The following is a 20,421-nucleotide window of genomic DNA, read 5'->3' on the forward strand; positions in this document are numbered from 1 at the left end:
TTGCCGTACGCAGATGAGCGGAGCGGCAAGTGATGCGCTGCGGGTATAATGGACAGCATTCAAACGGTGGGCACCGACGTGCCCGCAGGAGAGGAATGATCATGGGTAAGACTTTCAGCTTTGTCTCCGGCGCACTTTTTGGTGCTGCTGCCGGCGCTATTATCGGTGTTGCTCTGGCTCCGCGCTCGGGCGCCGAGACCCGCGCCATGGCTGCCGATATCGCCAACGACGCCTGGGACAATATGCGCGACACCTACGAGCACAGCGCCGAGGAGGCCCGTGCTGCGGTGAATGACTTTGGCCCGATGGTCGACGCCAAGACCGACGACCTGCGCGCCAAGGTCGACCTGGCCCGCGAGCGCATGGACCAGCTGCGTGAGCAGCTCAACGACGCCATTTCGGGTGGCAACGTGACGCCTGCCGCCGACGTCGTGGTCGAGAACGCCGTCGAGGCTGATACCGAGGCTGCGGAGCCCTCGACCGAGGCATAATGCGCGCCGGGGATTTTGTCGGCGCCAAGATTTATCGCAAGCCTACCGAGGACAAGCGCACCAAAAAGGACGGCACGCCGCGCAGCCCTAAAAAGCTCGGAAAGATTCACTTTCCGGTCTTTACCCCGGGCGGTACGCGCGTGGTCGGCTTTATGGTCCGCCAGTCCGATATCGCGGGCATGATCGAGCGCCCCGACCGATTCGTAGCGCTCGACGCCATTGGTGTCTACGAGGGCGCCATTGCGGTCGATGACGTCAAGGACACGTACGATGCTGCCGCCGCCAAGCGCCTCGACATCAACCTGGACGATTGCATCATCTGGGTTGGTATGGACGTGCGCACGGAATCGGGCGATGTCGTGGGCTACTGCTCGGACGTTGAGTTCAAGCCACGCTCGGGCATCGTACAGGCATTCTATGTGACCGCCGGTGCCGCTTCGAGCGTGCTGGTGGGCGACACGCAGGTGCCGCCGACGATGCTGCGCGGCTACGAGAACGGCGCGATGGTCGTCTCGGACGAGGTCAAGTCGCTCGGGTATTCGGGCGGTGCGGCTGCCAAGGCCGCCGAGGCCAGCGTCGTGGTGGGCGATAAGGTCAAAAAGGGCGCCAAGGTGCTCGACGACAAGGGGTCGGTTGCCGTGGACAAGGGCAGTCGCGCACTGGGCAAGCAGCTCGGCAAGACGCGCGGCATGTTCAAGGCCTTTAAGGACGAATACCAAAAGGCGAGCGGAGGCTCGTCAAAAGCTACAAAATAGCGACGTACCAAATGATGGGAGGCAAGCCGGAGACCTGTTGCTCCGGCTTGCTGTGTTTATGGGGGAGGGCATATGCGCCAAAACGGATCCAACTTAAACGGGCGTTCGGGTACGCGTCCGACGGCGCGCCGCGATCTGGGGCAGCTGCCCAGCGGTCAGCGCAAGCGTCACCGTAAGCCCGGCGCGATGTACCTCAACCATAGCCGCGGCTTTAGCGATCGCAGCGCGCGCATCGGCAACAGCCGTACGCCCCGTCGTTCGTCTCGCCTGCCCTATGCGCTCATCGCCGTGGGTTGCGCACTCGTGCTGTTTATCGCTGCCGTCGTGGGCTACGTCAACCGCAGCGTTGACGTGGAACTCAACGGCCAGAAGACCGCGGTGCGTGTGGGCTCTACGCTGCAGAATCTCATCGACGACCAGGAGTTGACTGACACCTACGACGCAGGCGACCTGCTGGCCGTCGATGACAGCGTGCTGACCCGCCATGGCGGCGAAAAGCTGTCGGTTAAGGTGGACGGCAAGCGCATAAAACAGGGTAAGTGGAAAAGCCGCGAACTTGAGGGCGGCGAGAAGGTGACGGTCAAGGATGGCCGTAACACCTACGAGAAGCATGAGGTTCAGGCTACGGTTATCGAGCCCAGGCTCAAGGTCGAGGGCACGGGCGCTATCGAGTATGTGCAGACGTGGGGTGTCCAGGGCCGCTCCGAGGTGTGGGTTGGTGAGCAGTCGGGCAAGACGCAGGACCGCGGCGAGGTTGTGCCCGCCACCGATTGCGTCGTTGCGTGCGCCAGCGTGGCGCCCAAGGGCAACAAAAAGTACGTGGCGCTGACGTTTGACGAGGGTCCGAGCGGCGCCACCAAACAGATCTTGCAGGTGCTCAAGGAAAAGGGCGCTACCGCGACGTTCTTCCTTTCGGGCGATGCGGCCGAGGCCTCGCCTGCCACGGCCAAGGCGATTGTCGATGCCGGGTGCGAGATCGGATCCAACAGCTACAGCGACGATTCGCTCAAGGGTCAGGACCGTGAGACGGTACGCGAACAGATCACGAAAGGCACCGATGCGATTAAGTCGGCGACCGGCGTGAAGACGATGCTGCTGCGTGCTCCCTACGCTGCCTTTGACGAGCAAAACTGGATTGATGCGATGGACCTGGTCTCCGCCGTGGTCTCGTGGAATATCGACTCGGGCGACTGGCTGCTCAACGGTGCCGACGAGCAGGTCTCAACGGTGCTCGATTCGGTGACGCCGGGCAATATCGTGCTGTTCACCGATAGAGACGAATGCGCCGAGCAGACGCTCGAGGCGCTGCCGCAGATTATCGACGGCCTCATTGCCGACGGCTACAAGATCGTGACGCTCAGCGACCTGGTTAAGACGGACACGTCGCTGAGCAAAAAGCTCACCTCGCTGACGAAGGTCACCATGCCCAAGGACGCCGTGTTCCCCCAACTTGCCGAGGACGATGACACCACAGAGTAGTCATTGGGTAGTCGTTTAAGAACGTCCCCAATGGCTATGTCACGGATGCGTCAGCGTTTGGTATGCCTGCAATGTGCAGCGCATAAATTCGATGCCGCAGGGCGATGCTGATGCTATAGTTACTGCGGTTAATGAGGGTCAAGAGAAAGGTTACAGGTGAAATCCAAACCTCGACCATACAGTCGATGACCCCATGCAGGTGCTTTTTGCGCATGCACGGGGTGTAAGCGTCGAGCGGCGTGCCGCCCGCGCATGCGTATACATATCCAGAAGCCCCCGGACGCCGCGCGCGCGGCCGCGTCCGGGGGAATAATGATGGGGAGCACCATTGAATTATCTGAGTGAGATGCTCAAATTGCCGGTCTTGGACGTCGACGGCGAAAAGCTCGGCGTGGTCAACGATTTTGGTATTGCTACCGGCGAAGTTTTTCCGCACGTGACGTCGCTCGCGTTCCGCGGTCCCGGCAAGACGCCGTTTATGATCAGCTGGCGCAAATGGGTCGACCGTATCGACGAGACGGGTGTACACCTTAAGACGTCGGCCACCGAAATCCGTTTTTCGTACCTGCAGCCGACCGAACTCCTGCTTGCCCGCGACGTGCTCAACAAGCAGATTGTCGACACGCAGGGCATGAAGGTCGTGCGCGTCAACGACATCAAGTTTTCCATGTCGGGCGAAAACCAGCTGCGCCTGCTGGGCGCCGAGGTCGGTGCTCGCGGTCTGCTACGCGCCATCAGCCCCGCGCTCGAGCATATCGTCGAAGGCTTTATGAAGCACCTGGGCAAGCCGCTCAGTGAGGACATCATCGCTTGGTCCTACATGGACCTGCTCGACCGCTCGACCAAGAACATTCAACTCTCGGTGTCGCACAAGACGCTCGGCGAGCTGCATCCTGCCGACATCGCCGACATTATCGAGCAGCTCGACCCGCGCCTACGCGCGCAGGTGTTTGCGCAGCTCGATACCGCACAGGCTGCCGAGGCCATCTCGGAGTTCGATGACGACGAGCTCATGACCGAGATGCTCGAGGGCCTGTCCGACACGGACGCATCGTCGATGCTGGCCATGATGGACCCGGACGATGCAGCCGACCTGATCGACGAGCTCGATTACGAGAAGGCCGAGAAGCTCCTGCGCCTGATGGGCGTCAAGGAGGAGAAGGCGATTCGTAACCTGCTAGGGTATGAAGACAACACCGCCGGCCGCATCATGACCTCGGAGTTTGTCTCCCTGCCCGCCACGGCAACGGTCGGTGACGCCATCGAGGCGATTCGCGAGCTCGACGAGGACTTCGAGAGCGTCTACTACGTCTATACCGAGGATCCGAGCGGCATGCTGACCGGCGTGCTTTCGCTGCGCACGCTGATCGTAGCCGACCGCGACGCCACGCTGGGTCAGCTGGCCTATCGCGACCTGGTCTATGTGTCGCCCGACGAGGACCAGGAAGACGTAACGGACGAGATGACCAAGTACGACCTGGTTGCCATCCCTGTCTGCGACGAGAACCGTCATATCCTGGGTATCGTAACCTTCGACGACGCCATGGACGTTATTGCCGAGGAGCATCAGGAGGACCTGCAGATCGCCGGTGTCGGCTCGGGCGATAGCGCGTCGGACGACTCGACGAACGTGCTCAGCTGGTTCGTGCATCGCCAGTACTGGGTTGTTGTATGGGGCATCGCGTCGTGCATCATGGCGACCGTGCTGGGAACGGCGCTCGGCTCCGCGCATCTGGTGGTGTTCCCCATGTGCGCCATGCCGCTCGTGCTGCTGGCGGCCTCGCGCATGGTGTCGTTCGTCAAGAACTACTTCCTGGAGTATGACGGTCACGACGATGAGCCCAAGCCGTATCTGGGGTTCTTCTTCCAGAGCACGGGCATGGGCCTGATTCTGTCACTCGTGACCTACCTGTGCGCCCAGCTGGTGCGCACCGCTGCGTTCCCCGATGCGTCCATGTTTGAGGAGCAACTCTTTACCGGGTGCTTTAACATCGCGGCCATCGTCTGTCTGATTGGCAACATGAGCGCCGTGATTTACCTGATGGTGCTGTTCTGGCGTGACGAGCATGACCTCAACACGTCGGGCACCGCCATGAACGTTATTGCCGTCATGATCTCGTGCGTAGCGTACTGCGTCGCTGCGGTGCTGCTCACCATGTCGGTCATGGGTTAGGTGGTCGCGTGCAAAATACCAAGCAAAAGTCGGGCACCAAGCAAAAGTTGACCATCGCGGCCATCTTTGGCGCTATGGGTCCCGGTCTGCTGGCGGCGCTTTCGGGCAATGACGCCGGCGGCATTGCAACGTATTCCAGCGCGGGCGCCAGCTATGGCTATAAGATGCTCTGGATGCTTCCCGTCATGACTGTGCTGCTCATCGTGACGCAGGAGACCGCGGCGCGCTGCGGCTGCGTCACGGGCAAGGGCCTGGCATCGCTCATTCGCGAGCGCTTTGGCGTGCGCAAGAGTGTACTTGCTATGGCGGCGCTGTTGATCGCCAACACGGCTGTGACCATTTCGGAGTTTGCGGGCATCGCCAGCGGCCTTGCTCTCTTTGGCGTGCCGGCGAGCATCTCGGTGCCGTTGGTGGCGCTGCTGGTGTGGATGCTTACCATGTCGGGTAGTTTCCAGCGCATCGAGAAGATCCTGCTGCTGGTAAGCTGCGTCTTCGTGACCTATATTGTCGCTGCGTTTATGGCTGGCCCCAACTGGGGTGAGGTCGCGGTCGACCTGGTCGTGCCTAACATTCAAAATGACCCCAGCTACGTGTCGCTCGTGGTCGCAACGATCGGTACCACCATCGCGCCGTGGATGATTTTCTTGGCGCAGAATAACGTGGTCGATAAGAATGCGGGTGAGGACGATATCGTGCTGCAGCGCATCGATACCGTGAGCGGCTCGCTTGCCGCTGATGTCATTGCCGGCTTTATTATCATTACGACCGGTACGGTGCTGTTCCCGGCGGGTATTCAGATTAGCGATGCTGCCGATGCTGCCCGCGCGCTGGAGCCTATTGCGGGTCAGTGGTCTACGGTACTGTTTGCCTCGGGCCTGGTCGCGGCGAGTTTCTTGGCTGCCTGCGTGCTGCCGGGCGTTACGTCGAGCGCTATCTGCGAGGCATTTGGCTGGGAGCGCGGTGCCGATCGCAGCTGGGACGAGGCCCCGGTCTATCGCGGCATCATTACGGCCATCATCGGCATCTCTGCCGTGCTGGTGCTTATGCCCGGCGTCGATCTGTTCCAGATTATGATGACCTCGCAGGTCATCAATGGCGTGCTGCTGCCCGTGGTTCTGGTGTTCCAGGTGGTTATTGCCGCTGACCGTCACATTATGGGCACTAACCGCAACGGCCGCGTGTGGAATGTGCTCACTTGGGCGACTATCGGTGTGATTACGGTGCTGACGGTCGTCATGTTTGTTCTGCAGGCGATGGGTTACAGCGCTTAGCGCCTCTTTTGGGTTTCGAGCGGCCGCTGCCATGGGCCGCGGCCTCTTTTTTGCCCGCTATAGGGGGTTAGTTATATGGCAGTGGACAAAAAATGCCAAATATGAGTACTGTTGCTAAGTGAATAGCATTTACATCCAAGAAGATAATGGACATAGCCGATAGTATGTTCATTAAAATTGGCTCCAATATGTCTTAAACCAGTCAGGTTGGCTGCTTTAGGGGGTTGTAGGGGTCGCTCGGACGTCATTTTGGGTGGTTTTGCCTGCTACTAAAATGGTAACAGTACTCATATTTGCCCCTTTTTGTCCATGACCTCTTGGAGTCGGCTCGAAAAGAGTGATTTTGGGTTGTTTGCTGCGGGTGTGGGCTTGGAAACAACGTTCGGGGTGGCGAGGCGCCTAGAATTTGGTCGCAAGGAGGGCGTTCCTCGGCTGTGTCAGGAGTGTCCCTGGGTGCCGGCATATAAGGAACGTCCCTAACTGTCGGAGGGGGTGCCTGCCGTGGCGGGCACCCCTCCGGATGTGGGAAGTTTGCGCTGCAGGTTACTTGTCGGTGCCCAGCTTGTGCGGCTTGAGAGCGAGCGCATTGACGAGCGCGTCGGTGGCAGACTTGACGGCCGCCGGCTGCGGATCGTTGACGTGATCCTCGGGATGCACGGGCAGGTCCTTCTTGACTGCATCGTGGATCAAGTTGAGGTACTCAGTCACGCCAGTGGTCGACAGGTGCGTGCCATCGCCATCGAACAGGTCGTTGCGATTGGCACTGTATCCGTACCAGTCGATAACGCGCACGTTCTTGTAGCGCGTAGCAGCGTTGGCGATGGCCTGGTTGGTAGAGCCAACCCACGGCTGCGGGCTGCGCGTGTTCACAAACACCACAATACGCTTATCTCCCGCATCGGCCATGATGGCGTCGATCTGGTCGTCGGTTACCAAGCCGTTGGTGCCCAGTGCAAAGACCACGATCTTGCCGGCAAGGTTCTGTTGGAGATAGCCCTCAAATGTCGCGCGGCCCGCATCGAACTGGCGGCCCTTTTCGGCATCGATGTGACTGTGGGGGAACACGCCGTCGAAGGAATCGACGGCGCGCAGCGACACGGAGTCACCGATCATCAGCAGGTCGTAGGATCCGTCGGGGAAGCCGTCGTTGTCCTTGTCGGTGTCGTCGGCCGCCTGCTGGTCGGTGGGCGCGGTGTTTTTGGCTTCCTTGTTGAGGACTTCGGCGCCCTCACCGCTCAGTGCGGAGGTCTCCGGCACAAAGATCAGGCCGCCCAGTGCAACGACCAACACGACAGCGCAGGCTGCGCAGACAGGGACGTGCGCGCGTACCCAGTTGGCGGGCGTGGTGGCGCCGTCGCGAAACTCGGATACGGTGCGCCCAAAGGCGCCCTTTCTAAACGGCGTCTCGATAAAGCGATATGAACATTCGGCTGCGGCGACCACCAACAACACCTGCAAAATGTACTGCCACCACGGCGTATCGTTGATGTTGGCGACCGGGTTCATGAGCAACAGTAGCGGATAGTGCCACAGGTAGATGCTGTACGAGCGCTTGCCAACCCATACGAGCGGCTCGGCGGACAGTGCGCGGGCAACCATTCCCTGGGGCTGCACGCAGGCCGCGATGACCATGAGCGTGAGGATGGAGCATAGCAGCGTGCCGCCGCGATACTGGAACGCGGTGTAGCCGTTGGTGAGCGCGACCATGGCGGCAAGGCCAACCAGACCCACGACGCCCAACACATCGATGGATGCGGGCGAGGACCAAAAGCGCACGAGGGCGCTCGGCTGTGCCGGGACGGTCTCGGCTGCGTTGTCGGCCTTCTCGCCAGGCTTGCCCTCGGCGTTCTTGCCGTGCTTGGCGGCGCCAGCCAGGCGATTGAGCCCCAAACGATGAGCGAGACGCACCGGCGCCAGGTCGCGATCGGGGATAAAGGCCATCCAGGCGCCCAGCAGCAGCGAGAAGACGCGGGTGTCGGTGCCGTAGTACACGCGGCTGGGGTCGGCGGCGGGGTTATAGAGCACCATCATGGCGATGGCGGAGACAGCAGCCAGGCCCAGAACCATGCGGCGCGTGTTGGGCTTGCTCATGTGCATGGATACCATAGCGAGCAGCAGCGGGGGCCAAACCAGGTAGAACTGTTCCTCGATGGCGAGCGACCAAAAGTGCGTAAGCGGCGAGGGGTCGCCCAGGGCGTTGAAGTACGAGACGTCCTGCATAATCTGCCACCAGTTGTTAAAGAACAGCAGCGACGGCAGAATGTCGGGACGCATCTTGGTGAGCATCACGTGGTTAAAGATGGTGCACAGCGCGCAGGTCACGAACACTACCGTTACCACGGCGGGGACCAGGCGACGGATGCGGCGAATCCAGAAGCTCTTAAGGTCGATACGGCCGGTCTTAGCGACTTCGTTGAGCAGCAAGCGCGTGATCAGATAGCCCGAAAGCACAAAGAAGATCGTGACGCCAAGCAGGCCGCCCTGAGCCCACGTGAGGTTGAGGTGATAGAGCACCACCGCGACGACGGCAAGCGTGCGCAGGCCGTCAAGGGCAGGGATGTAGCGGGACTTGGGGCGAGCAGGCGTCTGCTCCGCGGCGGGAGTGTTGGCGCGGCCCGCGTTGTTGGCAGAAGCGCGATGGGGGCTCGCGGTGCGTCGCGGCTCGTTGGCACGGCGCTCGCCCTTCACGCGTTCGTGCGGCGCCGGCTCGTTGCCCGTGCGGCGTCGACCGCGCGAGCCCGATTGCGAGAATTGTTCCATAAAACATCATCCAATGACGAGAATAATCAGCACGTATTCATTGTAGCTGCCTGCCCCTGTGAATGCTTGCTGCTGGCGTAAGCTCAAGCGCGCGTCCACATCAAAGTGGACTAAAGTTATAGGGGGTGCGAGAGTGCACAATCGTTGGTCGACGGTGGGCGCAAAGCCTGAAGACGAGGAGGTTTCCATGGCGGATCACAGCATCGTTGCGGTGTTCGGCAGCATGAACATGGACCTTTCGGTGGCGTGCGAGCGCATGCCGCGTGCGGGCGAGACAGTCGGTGGCAGCGGTTTTATCACCAACGCCGGTGGCAAGGGCGCTAACCAGGCCGTCGCTGCTGCGCGCATGGGTGCGCGCACGTGCATGATTGGCGCTGTTGGGCGCGATACCTTTGGCGATGCGCTTGTGGCAGGGCTCCAGGATGCCGGCGTGGGCGTTGAGTTTGTGGCGCGTCGCGATGACGTGGAGACCGGTACCGCGACTATCATTCGCTGCGAGAGCGACAACCGCATCGTGCTGTCGCCGGGCGCCAACCATGCGCTTGCGGGCGAGGACGTTGCCCGCGCACTGAGGCGCTTGGTGGCCGACGAGCTCGACGGCGATGCCAGCGAGTTTGCCCCGGCTGCCGGAAGCGTCTTTATCGCCCAGGGCGAATGTGACCTTGCAGCGACGGCCGAGGCGCTTGCTTGCGCTCACGAGCTGGGGTTCTATACGGTCTTTAACCCTGCGCCCGCCTGCGATTTGCCGGCAGGAGCGTGGCCTGCGGTCGACTTGGTCTGCCCCAACGAGACCGAGTGCCAGATGCTGACGGGCATTCTGCCCACAGATGATGCGAGTTGCGTCGCCGCGCTCAATGCGCTGCTCGACAAGGGCGCCGGCGCCGCGGTCATCACGCTGGGCGGCGCCGGCTCGGTTACGCTCGGCGATGGCGGTGAGCCGCTGCGCATGCCGGCGCTTTCGAGCGCGGTGGTCGATACGACGGCCGCGGGCGATACGTTTATTGGTGCGCTTGCTGCAGCTCGTCTGGAGGGTCTGCCGCTCTTTGAGTGCATGGCCGCGGGTGCTCGCGCCTCGGCGGTGACGGTGTCGCGCCTGGGCGCTCAGCAATCGATTCCCACGCGCGCCGAAGTTGAACATTGGTTTGGTTAAACGATAAAGACGGAGAAGCGGAGTAGAACAATGGCAATCAAGAAGCTGATCCTTGATCTGGATATGGGTGTGGACGATGCGATGGCGCTGGCCTATGCCATCGCGAGCCCCGAGGTGGAGCTCGTGGGCATCACCACGTGCTTTGGCAACGTGCGCGTCGAGCAGTCGGCGCACAACTGCCTGGCGGTGCTCGATCTGCTGGGTCGCCCCGAGGTTCCGGTGTACCTGGGTGCCGACCGTCCTCTGCAGGCGACTGAGCCCTATACGCCGCCGGCGTCCACCGCGCTCATTCACGGCAAGAACGGCATCGGCGGCGCGAGCGTGCCCGCGTCGCCCTACGAGCCGGTGGGAGCGACCTCGGCCGGCGGCAACGCTGCGGTCGATTATTTGATCGATGCCGCGCGCACTTATGGTCCCGATCTGGTCTACGTAGCGACTGGCCCGCTCTCCAATCTGGCGCTCGCCCTGGAGCGCGATGCGGCGGCGATGATGTCCATCGGCCGCGTGGTCGTGATGGGCGGCGCCCTTACCGTGCCCGGCAACGTGAGCGCGGGCGCCGAGGCCAATATGGCGAGCGACCCCGAGGCGGCCGATGCCGTGCTGCGCTCGGGCCGTAAGCTCACCATGGTGGGTCTGGACGTGACACATCGCGCGGTGCTCACACGCCGCGACATTGCCGGCTGGACGGGCTCGGGCACTATGGCCGGCTGCGCATTTGCGAGCATGGTCGAGCACTACATTGGTTCGTACGAGATGAACGCGCCCTACCTGGGCGGCTGCGCGCTGCACGATCCGCTGGCGGTTGCCGTGGCGATTGATCCAACGCTCGTGGGTGCGCTCGGCTGTAACCTGCGTGTTGACTTGCTGGGTGAGTATCGCGGCCGCACCATCTGCGACGAGCACCGTCTGTCCGATCCAGATAAGAGCGCGCTCGTGGCGCTCACCGTGGACGCCCCACGTTTCCTCGCGGAGTTTAAGGCACGCATGGCTCGCATCCTTGGCTAAACGGTTTCTGTGCCCCGTTCCAGATTAGCTACCGAGTAAATACGCCCGTTGGGGGAATAGTCGCGTCGCTTCGCTTGACAACAGGCTAAACTAGCTATTAAACATTTACTATTCTGTTTAGATTGAATTTGCGGTCGTTTAGTTGTCGAGTCACGGGGCGGTCAGGCCACGATGCTCGACCGCGACCGTTACTAGGGGGAACAATGGCCAAAGCAAGTGTTCGCGAGATCAGCCGCATCACCGGTTTTTCGCCTGCGACCGTGTCCAACGCGCTCAACCGCAAGCGCAGCGTGAGCGAGGAGACCGCCAAAGTCATCCTGGAGTGCGCGCAGTCGCTCGGCTATCAGCAGTCGACGCAGCTCGAGAGCATCCAGTTTGTGCTCGCGCGCAAGACGGGCGCCATCCTGGACGAGAGCACCTTCCACCCCGCGGTCATCGAGGGCGTGGAGCGCCAGGCGCGTCGCCACGGCATGAGCACGAGCTTTGTCTCGCTCGACTTTAGCGACCTAGACGCCGTGCGTCCGCAGGTCGAGGGCCTGATCGCCGACCCGTCTGCCGCCATCGTGCTGATGGGCACCGAGTTGGGCGAGGAGGACTACGCCCTGTTCGCTAACGCCGCCGCCCACCTGATCGTGCTCGATGGCTGGAGCGACCGCCAGTACTTCGATGCCGTGGTCATTGCCAATACCGATTCGGTGCTGCGTGCCGTGGACTACCTTATCGAGAAAGGTCACAAGCAAATCGGCTATCTGGCGGGCGACCTTCGTATCCGCAACTTTAAGGACCGCGAGCGCGGCTATCGCCAAGCGCTTGAGGATGCGGACCTCGAGGCCAATCCGGCATGGCGCGTCACGCTGGGCACCACGCTCGAGGGCGCTTATCGCGACATGGGCGCGTGGCTCGACAATGCCTCGCACGACGACCTGCCGACGGCTTTCTTTGCCGAGAACGACGTGCTCGCCGTGGGTGCCATGCGCGCGTTCAACGAGCACGGCATTCGCGTGCCCGAGGATGTCTCGATCATCGGCTTTGACGACCTATCTCTGGGCGCTTTTTCCAACCCGCCGCTCACCACGGTGCATGTTCCCAAGCACGAGGTGGGTGAGATCGCGGTGCGCCGCCTGGTGGGCAACATCCGCAATCCCAAGAGCTACACCTGCAAAACGGCTGTGTCGACCTATTTTGTCGAGCGCCAGAGCGTGCGCGAAATCTAGGCGGAGACGGCATCGCCTGCAGCGTGCCAAAGCTCGCTAGGGCAGTAAACATAGCGCTATTCAAAAGAGGGTCCTTCGGGGCCCTCTTTTTGTTGCCCTTGTATGTTCAGATTGTTTACATACCGTTTAGGCTGATTTCTCTACCGTTTACGAGACCTTCGCGCTAAACTTTTAAACAAAAGAGTAAAACATTTAGTAAACAGAACAAAACGAAACATGCGTCTGTTTACTGAACATGTGACTAGGGGAGGACGTACATGGACAAGATCAAGCTCGGCTTTGTGCCCACGCGCCGCAGTATCTTTAGCGCGCCGGACGCGATCAAGTATCGCGGTCTGACGGCTGATCGCCTGCGCGAGATCGGCGTCGAGATTGTGGATATCGACGACATCAACGACGAGGGCCTGCTGTTCGACGACAGCCATATCGCGCCTATCGTCGAGGAGTTCCGCGCCGAGGGCGTCGACGGCATCATGCTCTGCCACGCCAACTTTGGTACCGAGTATGTCTGCGCCCGCCTTGCCCGCGAGCTCGGCTTGCCCGTGCTGCTGTGGGGTCCGCGCGACGAGCGCCCCGAGCCCGACGGCACCCGTCTGCGCGATAGCCAGTGCGGCCTGTTCGCCACCGGCAAGGTCCTGCGTCGCTTCCAGGTTCCCTTCACCTACATGACCAACTGCCGTCTGACCGATCCCGAGTTCGAGCGCGGTGTCTGGGACTTTTTGGCCGTGTGCAACGTGGTCAAGACTTTCAAGCACACCCGCATCCTGCAGATGGCCACCCGTCCGTTCGATTTCTGGTCGACCATGTGCAACGAGGGCGAGCTGCTCGAGAAGTTCAACATCCAGCTTTCGCCCATCCCCATGACCGAGCTTGTCCAGGCCGTGCGCGACGCCCAGGCTGACGAGCAGGCCATGGCAACCATGCTCGCCCACATTGGTGACAGCTTTGAGATCTGCATCCCCGAGGACAAGGTTCCTGCGGTCGCAGGACTCGCCATTGCCATGAAGCGCCTGGTCGAGAAGTACGGCTGCAACGCCGGCGCCATCCAGTGCTGGAACGCCCTGCAGGACGAGTTGGGCATTATGCCCTGCGCCGCCAACGCAATCCTCAACGAGATGGGCATCCCCATCGTCTGCGAGACCGACATCCATGGCGCTATCACCGCGCTGATGGTCGAGGCCGCCGACCTGGGCCGTCACCGCGGCATGTTCGCCGACTGGACCGTGCGTCATCCCGATAACGAGAACGGCGAGCTGCTGCAGCACTGCGGCCCCTGGCCCTGCAGCTGCGCGGCCGTCAAGCCCAAGCTCACCTATCCGCTGGCCTTCGATCACCCCGGCGCGCTGACGGCCGAGGCCAAGCACGGCGACCTCACCCTTGCCCGCTTTGACGGCGACAACGGCGAGTACTCGCTGCTGCTGGGCAACGCCCGCGGCATCGACGGCCCGGCCGGCATGGGCACCTACCTGTGGGTCGAGGTCGACAACCTCAAGCGCCTCGAGGCCAAGATCGTCGAGGGTCCCTACATCCACCATTGCGTCGCCATTCACGCCAACGTGGTGCCGGTGCTCTACGAGGCGTGCAAGTACATCGGCATTGTCCCCGACCTGTACGACCCCATCGAAGAAGACGTCAAAGCTTACCTGCGAGGAGAGTAGAAATGGCAACTATCGAAGAGCTTGAGTCCCTGCGTTGGGACCTTCGACGCGATTGCGTCGATATCATCATGGCTGGCGCCGGCGGGCACATCGGCGGCGACATGTCGGTCATCGATGCGCTGATGACCCTCTACGCCAACCACCTCAACATTTCGCCCGAGACCGTCGACAATCCCAACCGCGATCGCTTCGTGCTCTCCAAGGGCCACGCCATGGAGGCCTACTACGCGGTGCTCTGCCACGAGGGCTATCTTGACCTTGATGACGTCAAGGCCCGCTTCTCCAAGTTCGGCAGCCCCTACATCGGCCACCCCAACAACAAGCTCAAGGGCATCGAGATGAACTCGGGCTCGTTGGGTCACGGTCTGCCCGTGGCTGTGGGCATGGCACTTGCCGGCAAGATGGATGGCCGCGGCTACCGCGTCTACACCATCATGGGCGACGGCGAGCTTGCCGAGGGCTCGGTCTGGGAGGGCGCCATGAGCGGCGGCAATTACCAGCTCGATAACCTGTGCGCGCTCGTGGACCGCAACCGCCTGCAGATCAGCGGCAGCACCGAGGACGTCATGAAGCAGGATTCGCAGGAGGAGCGCTGGGCCGCCTTCGGTTGGAACGTGCTGTCCATTCCGGGCAACGACGTCCAGGCCATCGATGCCGCGCTGACGCTGGCCGCCGAGACCAAGGGTAAGCCCACGGTCATCATCCTCAACACAGTGAAGGGCTACGGCTCGCCGGTTATGGAGGACAAGGCCGCCTGGCATCATCACCTGCCCAACGATGAGGAATATGCCCAGATCATCGCCGATTTCGCTGCCCATAAGGAGGCCATCAATGGCTAACAAGATCGCCAACCGAAAGGCTATCTGCGACACGCTGCTCGAGGCCGCCGCAACCGATAAAGACATCGTCGTCCTGTGCTCCGACTCCCGCGGCTCTGCATCGCTCACGCCGTTCTTTGACCAGTATCCCCAGCAGTCCGTTGAGGTCGGCATTGCCGAGCAGGACCTGGTGAGCATCGCCGCCGGCATGGCCTCGTGCGGCAAGAAGGCCTGGGCCGCCTCGCCGGCGTCCTTTGTGACCACGCGCTCGTATGAGCAGTGCAAGGTCGACGTTTCGTACTCCAACACCAACGTCAAGCTCATCGGCATCTCGGGCGGCGTGTCCTACGGCGCCTTAGGCATGAGCCATCACTCCGCGCAGGATATCGCCGCCATGAGCGCGATTCCCAACATGCGCGTGTATCTGCCGAGCGATCGCTTCCAGACCGCCGAGCTCGTGCGTGCCCTGGTCGCCGACAACAAGCCGGCCTACATCCGCGTGGGCCGCAACCCGGTGGAGGACGTGTACACTGAGGACGAGTGCCCGTTCCAGATGGATCGCGCCACCTGGGTGCGCCGCGGCACCGATGTGACGATTGTCGCCACCGGTGAGATGGTCCGCCATGCCGTGGACGCCGCCGATCTGCTGGCCGAGCAGGGCATCTCGGCAACGGTGCTCGATATGTACTGCGTCAAGCCGCTCGATGCCGAGGCCGTGATCGAGGCCGCCGGTGCCACGCGCGCCGTCGTGACCGTCGAGGAGCACAGCCCCTTCGGTGGCCTGGGTTCCATGGTCGCGCAGGTCGTGGGCGAGCATTGCCCGCGTCCGGTCAAGTGCCTGAGCCTGCCCGATGCGCCGGTCATCACCGGCACGAGTCCCGAGGTCTTTGCGCACTACGGCCTGACGGGTGCCGGAATCGCGCAGACCGTCGCCGAGTTCTTGCCCGCAGAGTAACTGGAATGTGACAAAGGGACCGCCCCTTTGTCACATTCGTTTTGAAAGGGGTGGCCATGGGCCGCTACATCATCGGAATCGATCAATCCACGCAGGGCACCAAGGCGCTGCTGGTGGACGAGGGCGGCCATTTGATTCATCGTGCCGATCGCCCGCATCGCCAGATTGTCAACGAGGCCGGCTGGGTGAGCCATGATCCGACCGAGATTGCCGCCAACGTGCTGGCCGTGGCGCGTGCCGTGGTGGAGGAGACCGGGGTCGATCCAGCAGATATCGCCGGCATTGGCATCTCCAACCAGCGCGAGACCACCGTTGCCTGGAGTCGCACGACGGGCGAGCCGCTGTGCGACGCCGTGGTGTGGCAGTGCGCCCGCGCCCGCGAGCTGTGCGACGAGCTTGCTGCGCGCGAAGGCGTGGCCGAGCTGGTGCGTGACACGACGGGTCTGGTGCTCTCGCCCTACTATCCGGCGGGCAAGATGGCTTGGATCCTCGCGAACGTTCCGGCGGCTGCCGAGGCTGCGGCGGCAGGCGAGCTGTGTCTGGGCACCATCGACGCCTGGGTGGTCTGGACGCTCACGGGCGGTGCGGAGTTCCGCTGCGACTGGTCCAATGCCAGCCGCACGCAGCTCTTCGACCTGCGCCGTGGCTGTTGGAGCGAGCCGGTGTGCGAGGCTTTTGGCATCGATCCGGCCTGCCTGCCGCAGGTGACCGACTCCGACGGTCTCTTTGGCACAACGGACCTGGGCGGCTTTTTGCCGGCGCCCGTGCCCATTCACGGCGTGCTGGGCGACAGCCATGCGGCCCTGTTTGCGCAGGGTTGCCACAGCCGCGGCATGGCCAAAGCGACCTATGGCACCGGCAGCTCGGTCATGATGAATGTCGGCAACGAGTTTGTCGCCAGCTCGCACGGGCTTTCGAGCTCGCTTGCGTGGCGTATGCATGGCGTGACCGAGTATGTGCTCGAGGGCAACGTGAGCTACGCCGGCGCCGTCAAGACCTGGCTGCGCGACGATCTGGAGCTCATCAACAACCCCGAGGAGGTCACCGACCTGTGCTACGCCGCCAATCCGGCGAGCCGCGTCTACTTTGTGCCGGCGTTTACCGGTCTGGGTGCGCCGCACTGGGCGAGCGATGCCGAGGGTTGCGTCTTTGGCATGACGCGCACCACGGGCCGCGCGGAGTTCGTGAAGGCCGCCGATGAGTCGATCGCCTATCAGATCTTCGACGTCATCGATGCGATGGTCGAGGATTCGGGCGCGGCGCTGGCCGAGCTTCGTGTTGACGGCGGTCCCACGCGCGACGCGTACCTGATGCAGTTTGAGAGCGACCTGGTCGGCTCGCCCATCCGCATTGCGAGCAACGACGAGATGAGCGGTCTGGGCGCGGCTTGGGCCTGCGGCATTGCGCTGGGCATGTACGCGCGCGATGTCGTCGACGTCTATGGCGCCCGCGGCATCGTGGAGCCTGCCATGCCTGCCGACGAGCGAGCCAAAAAGATCGCCGGCTGGCGTCACGCCGTCGACGCGACCATCGCTTACACTGCCTAGGCGGCTGCGCGGCGCCCGCAGGCTATTCCCGGGCAGCTCATTTGGGACGGGGCTTTTTTGACTGGTATGATTGGTGCGACCATTCGAACCAGCTAAAAGAGCCCCGTCCCAAATTGACTACCGAGAGGAACTGCCATGGAGCGTATCGCAAGTTTTTCCGTTGACCATCTGCTGCTCGAGCCCGGCGTGTATGTGAGCCGCATCGACCGCGATCCGGCGACCGGCGCCGCCGTCACCACCTTTGATCTGCGCCTGACCACGCCCAACAAGGAGCCGGTCATGAACACGGCCGAGTGCCACACGATTGAGCATTTGGGCGCGACGTTCCTTCGCAATCATGCCGAGTGGTCGAGCCGCATTGTCTACTTTGGTCCCATGGGCTGCCGCACGGGCTTTTACCTGGTTGTCTTTGGTGAGCTGACGAGCGAGGAAATCTTGCCGCTTGTGCGTGAGCTGTTCGAGTTTGTTGCTGGCTTTGAGGGCGATATCCCCGGCGCTGCTCCCGAGGAGTGCGGCAACTACCTGGACCAGAACCTCCCCATGGCCAACTGGCTTGCGCGTCGTTATCTCGACCGCGACCTGGCCGATATCGACGAGAAGCACCTGCACTATCAGCAGGCATAGGGCCGCCCTCTGCCTCCAAACCGTTCACACGGAGATATCGACCGTTTAACTGTTTAGAAGTGTTTATTCGAGGTCATTAGCACTAGCTCGCTTAAACTAGTCCTCAGAGTGATATTCAGGCAAGGCTCCTGAAGCAGCATCTGTCGACATTGATTGTCGGATTCTGCTTCGGGAGCCTTGTTCTGTTTAGGGGGGGACACATGGAAATTGTTAAACGAATTAATACCAGCGCTGTCCTCTGCGTCGATGGAAATGGCAGACAGTTGGTTGCATTCGGCCGTGGTCTGGGGTTTAAGAATGTCGGAGACGAGGTCCCTCTTTCGGAGATTCAACGAACGTTTTATAACGTTAGCTCTCGCTACATCGCTCTCGTTGACGAGGTCCCCGACGAGCTTCTCGAGCTTACCTCGGATGTTATTGATATGTCGACAGGTTTGCTGTCTTATGAGGTGAGCCCTAATTTGCCGTTTATCCTTGCGGACCATATCGCGTATGCGGTTAAGCGTAAAGAGCAAAATATCGTTGTCCGCATGCCTTTATCGTTTGATGTCCGCCAACAATATCCCGTCGAATTTAGAATCGGCGAGTATGCACTTAAGATAATCAGGAAACGTCTTAACGTTAGGCTTCCAGCTCATGAGGCAGTTGGAATTGCCATGGCGTTTATCAATAACATGGCCGATTCGGACTCATGCGAAGTAGTTAAAGAGTTTAGCGCGGATATCTACGATCGTGTTCTGGAGGAGTCAACCGTTGCTGTTGAAAATCGGCTTGGCATTCAAGTTGATCGGGAAGGTTTCGATTACGCAAGGTTCGCAACCCATCTTCAGTACTTATTCAATAGGTTGAACTCTGGCGAAAGCATCGTGAGCGACAACCGCAAGATGTACCTCTCGCTCAAAAAAGAATATCCGGTGGCATCAATGTGCGCCGATGATATTGCTTCTGTTCTCAGCCGACTGACGGGGCGGGAACTTATAGACGAAGAAAGACTCTACCTCATGATGCACATCAATCGAATTGCATCGAAAACAAGGTAATTAGTTGGCAAAGGCGCGCGCTTTGCTGATGGTTACATATAAAACTCAACATGGGAGAAATGGTATTTATGGCAGATACAACCAAGCTCGCTGCCGAGATTCTCGAGATGGTGGGCGGCGCAGACAACGTTACATTTGTAGCTCACTGCATGACTCGTTTAAGGTTCAACCTTAAGGACGAAAGCATCGTAGACGATGCAAAAGTCAAGGCGATTGATGGCGTGATCGACATTCGCCATTCCGCGGGGCAATATCAGGCGATTGTGGGACCTAAGGTCGATAAGGTCTATGAAATCGTTGCCAAGGAAACCGGGATTGATGCCGGAGATTCCGAGGCAAGCGAAGGAGAGACTAAGGGCTTTCTGGGAAAGCTAATGAAGCTCATCAGCGGCATCATGATGCCCGTTCTTCCTGCCTTGATCGCATGCGGAATGATAAACGCCGTCCTTAGTATTCTGACGACGGCGGGTGCTGTTTCCGCCGAGAGCGGAATATACACTCTGCTGTACGGCATGGGAAATGCCTGCATGTATTTTCTGCCCGTTCTTGTCGGATCATCTGCTGCTCAGTTCTTTGGAACCGATCGATATATCGGTGCGGTACTCGGTGCAATCCTGATTTATCCGACTTTCGTTGCTGCGGCCGGAGCGGGCGATGCGCTGGATTTGCTCGGCATGAAGTTCACAATGGTGAGCTATTCCTCCACGGTGTTTCCTGCTATCGTGGCGGCTTGGTTCGCATCCGTTCTTAATAAGTGGCTGCGGGCGGTTCTTCCCGATGTTGTGGCATTTGCGCTCGTCCCGTTCCTGACGGTTGCTGTTGCCGCCCCCGTCTCGCTCCTTGTGATCGGCCCCGTTATTCAGCAGGCGAGCTCTTTGCTTGCGACTGCAGTGCTGGCGGTCTATCAGTTCAGCCCCGTCCTTTGCGGCGTTATTCTCGGGCCGATATTCGGTCTCGTTATGATCCCCCTTGGACTCCATTGGGCCCTGATCGTGCTTTCCATCAACAATATTATGACCGTCGGCTCCGATCCTATCCTTGGACTTCTCTGCTGCAGCATGGGTGTTGTCGGCGCTTGTTTGGCGTTTGCCCTCCGCTCGAAGGACCCGAGTGAAAAGAGTCTTGGGTTCAGCTGTGCCATTACGGGCTTTTTCGGGATTACGGAACCGGCGCTGTACGGCATCATCTTGGAGCACAAGAAGATCATTATCGCTTCCATGGTCGCCGGAGCAATCAGTGCTGTTATCCCGGCGATTTTCAACACCTGTACGTTCGTTATGACGTCGAGCGGCATTTTTAGCTTCCCCGGTTATATGGATCCTTCTGGTGATATGAGCAGCCTCATCGGCGCAATTCTTTGCAATGTCGTCGGTTTAATTCTTAACTTCGTTCTCGTTTACATCCTGTATCGCCCTGATGAAGAGGCGGTAGTGGAGTAGACAATTATTCGGGATGTAAGCTGCCGAAAACCCCGCGGCAGA

General features: G+C 60.8%; 16 protein-coding genes. 15 read left to right on the forward strand and 1 reads right to left on the reverse strand.

The features are described 5' to 3' along the window. Positions 1–101: 101 nt before the first annotated feature. The 5 genes from DW003_RS06065 (at position 102) to DW003_RS06085 (ending at position 6,169) form a co-directional block, all read left to right on the forward strand. Positions 102–491, forward strand: a complete 390-nt coding sequence (locus tag DW003_RS06065) for a YtxH domain-containing protein (protein WP_099432470.1) — start codon at positions 102–104, stop codon at positions 489–491. Beyond that, positions 491–1,246: a hypothetical protein gene (locus DW003_RS06070; protein ID WP_055252569.1), complete on the forward strand. Its 756-nt coding sequence runs from the start codon at positions 491–493 to the stop codon at positions 1,244–1,246. The genes DW003_RS06065 and DW003_RS06070 overlap by 1 nt, the downstream gene beginning before the upstream one ends. 72 nt (positions 1,247–1,318) lie before the next feature. Further along, a complete protein-coding gene (locus DW003_RS06075; protein ID WP_233545528.1) occupies positions 1,319–2,725 on the forward strand; it encodes a polysaccharide deacetylase family protein in 1,407 nt (468 codons plus the stop codon). Between the two features lie 328 nt (positions 2,726–3,053). Beyond that, positions 3,054–4,898, forward strand: a complete 1,845-nt coding sequence (locus DW003_RS06080; protein WP_118256318.1) for a magnesium transporter — start codon at positions 3,054–3,056, stop codon at positions 4,896–4,898. Between the two features lie 74 nt (positions 4,899–4,972). Then, a complete protein-coding gene (locus DW003_RS06085; protein WP_117637211.1) occupies positions 4,973–6,169 on the forward strand; it encodes an Nramp family divalent metal transporter in 1,197 nt (398 codons plus the stop codon). 543 nt (positions 6,170–6,712) lie between these two features. Here the strand turns inward: DW003_RS06085 and DW003_RS06090 are convergent. Then, the gene (locus DW003_RS06090; protein ID WP_118388090.1) at positions 6,713–8,929 is read right to left on the reverse strand and encodes an acyltransferase family protein; all 2,217 of its coding nucleotides are present in this window, start codon (positions 8,927–8,929) and stop codon (positions 6,713–6,715) included. 187 nt (positions 8,930–9,116) lie between these two features. Here DW003_RS06090 and DW003_RS06095 point away from each other — a divergent pair, with 187 nt between their 5' ends. The 10 genes from DW003_RS06095 to DW003_RS06140 all read left to right on the forward strand — a co-directional run bounded on the left by DW003_RS06095 (position 9,117) and on the right by DW003_RS06140 (position 20,379). Then, a complete protein-coding gene (locus tag DW003_RS06095; protein WP_117758589.1) occupies positions 9,117–10,079 on the forward strand; it encodes a ribokinase in 963 nt (320 codons plus the stop codon). Positions 10,080–10,109: 30 nt separating this feature from the next. Further along, positions 10,110–11,084 (forward strand): nucleoside hydrolase, encoded by a 975-nt coding sequence (locus DW003_RS06100; protein ID WP_118388092.1) that lies wholly within the window; start codon positions 10,110–10,112, stop codon positions 11,082–11,084. A 203-nt stretch (positions 11,085–11,287) separates the two neighbouring features. Continuing rightward, a complete protein-coding gene (locus tag DW003_RS06105) occupies positions 11,288–12,298 on the forward strand; it encodes a LacI family DNA-binding transcriptional regulator (protein WP_117839924.1) in 1,011 nt (336 codons plus the stop codon). 257 nt (positions 12,299–12,555) lie between these two features. Continuing rightward, complete coding sequence (locus tag DW003_RS06110) at positions 12,556–13,956, forward strand: L-fucose/L-arabinose isomerase family protein (RefSeq protein WP_118388094.1); 1,401 nt, start codon at positions 12,556–12,558, stop codon at positions 13,954–13,956. Positions 13,957–13,958: 2 nt separating this feature from the next. Continuing rightward, positions 13,959–14,795 carry a transketolase gene (locus DW003_RS06115; protein WP_199573597.1) on the forward strand — a complete coding sequence of 279 codons (837 nt, stop codon included), beginning with the start codon at positions 13,959–13,961 and terminating at the stop codon, positions 14,793–14,795. After that, the gene (locus tag DW003_RS06120; protein WP_118388096.1) at positions 14,788–15,729 is read left to right on the forward strand and encodes a transketolase family protein; all 942 of its coding nucleotides are present in this window, start codon (positions 14,788–14,790) and stop codon (positions 15,727–15,729) included. Before DW003_RS06115 ends, DW003_RS06120 begins: the two co-directional genes overlap by 8 nt. Positions 15,730–15,785: 56 nt before the next feature. Then, entirely contained in the window at positions 15,786–17,276 is a 1,491-nt protein-coding gene (locus DW003_RS06125) for a glycerol kinase GlpK (RefSeq protein ID WP_118388098.1), read from the forward strand. Positions 17,277–17,411: 135 nt separating this feature from the next. After that, positions 17,412–17,900, forward strand: coding sequence for an S-ribosylhomocysteine lyase (locus DW003_RS06130; RefSeq protein WP_117640520.1), 489 nt, complete (start codon positions 17,412–17,414; stop codon positions 17,898–17,900). Between the two features lie 200 nt (positions 17,901–18,100). Next, a complete protein-coding gene (locus DW003_RS06135; RefSeq protein ID WP_117646431.1) occupies positions 18,101–18,940 on the forward strand; it encodes a PRD domain-containing protein in 840 nt (279 codons plus the stop codon). Positions 18,941–19,008: 68 nt separating this feature from the next. After that, positions 19,009–20,379, forward strand: a complete 1,371-nt coding sequence (locus tag DW003_RS06140) for a PTS transporter subunit EIIC (protein ID WP_158573189.1) — start codon at positions 19,009–19,011, stop codon at positions 20,377–20,379. Positions 20,380–20,421 lie beyond the last annotated feature (42 nt).

This window comes from Collinsella sp. AF36-3AT (assembly GCF_003475205.1).
Taxonomy (GTDB): domain Bacteria; phylum Actinomycetota; class Coriobacteriia; order Coriobacteriales; family Coriobacteriaceae; genus Collinsella; species Collinsella aerofaciens_AF.

Bases quoted from the DNA above. Each gene is read 5' to 3' on its own strand.
- DW003_RS06065 (WP_099432470.1), top strand. From the start codon at position 102: ATGGGTAAGACTTTCAGCTTTGTCTCCGGCGCACTTTTTGGTGCTGCT.
- DW003_RS06070 (WP_055252569.1), top strand. From the start codon at position 491: ATGCGCGCCGGGGATTTTGTCGGCGCCAAGATTTATCGCAAGCCTACC.
- DW003_RS06075 (WP_233545528.1), top strand. From the start codon at position 1,319: ATGCGCCAAAACGGATCCAACTTAAACGGGCGTTCGGGTACGCGTCCG.
- DW003_RS06085 (WP_117637211.1), top strand. From the start codon at position 4,973: ATGGGTCCCGGTCTGCTGGCGGCGCTTTCGGGCAATGACGCCGGCGGC.
- DW003_RS06090 (WP_118388090.1), bottom strand. From the start codon at position 8,929: ATGGAACAATTCTCGCAATCGGGCTCGCGCGGTCGACGCCGCACGGGC.
- DW003_RS06095 (WP_117758589.1), top strand. From the start codon at position 9,117: ATGGCGGATCACAGCATCGTTGCGGTGTTCGGCAGCATGAACATGGAC.
- DW003_RS06100 (WP_118388092.1), top strand. From the start codon at position 10,110: ATGGCAATCAAGAAGCTGATCCTTGATCTGGATATGGGTGTGGACGAT.
- DW003_RS06105 (WP_117839924.1), top strand. From the start codon at position 11,288: ATGGCCAAAGCAAGTGTTCGCGAGATCAGCCGCATCACCGGTTTTTCG.
- DW003_RS06110 (WP_118388094.1), top strand. From the start codon at position 12,556: ATGGACAAGATCAAGCTCGGCTTTGTGCCCACGCGCCGCAGTATCTTT.
- DW003_RS06115 (WP_199573597.1), top strand. From the start codon at position 13,959: ATGGCAACTATCGAAGAGCTTGAGTCCCTGCGTTGGGACCTTCGACGC.
- DW003_RS06120 (WP_118388096.1), top strand. From the start codon at position 14,788: ATGGCTAACAAGATCGCCAACCGAAAGGCTATCTGCGACACGCTGCTC.
- DW003_RS06125 (WP_118388098.1), top strand. From the start codon at position 15,786: ATGGGCCGCTACATCATCGGAATCGATCAATCCACGCAGGGCACCAAG.
- DW003_RS06130 (WP_117640520.1), top strand. From the start codon at position 17,412: ATGGAGCGTATCGCAAGTTTTTCCGTTGACCATCTGCTGCTCGAGCCC.
- DW003_RS06135 (WP_117646431.1), top strand. From the start codon at position 18,101: ATGGAAATTGTTAAACGAATTAATACCAGCGCTGTCCTCTGCGTCGAT.
- DW003_RS06140 (WP_158573189.1), top strand. From the start codon at position 19,009: ATGGCAGATACAACCAAGCTCGCTGCCGAGATTCTCGAGATGGTGGGC.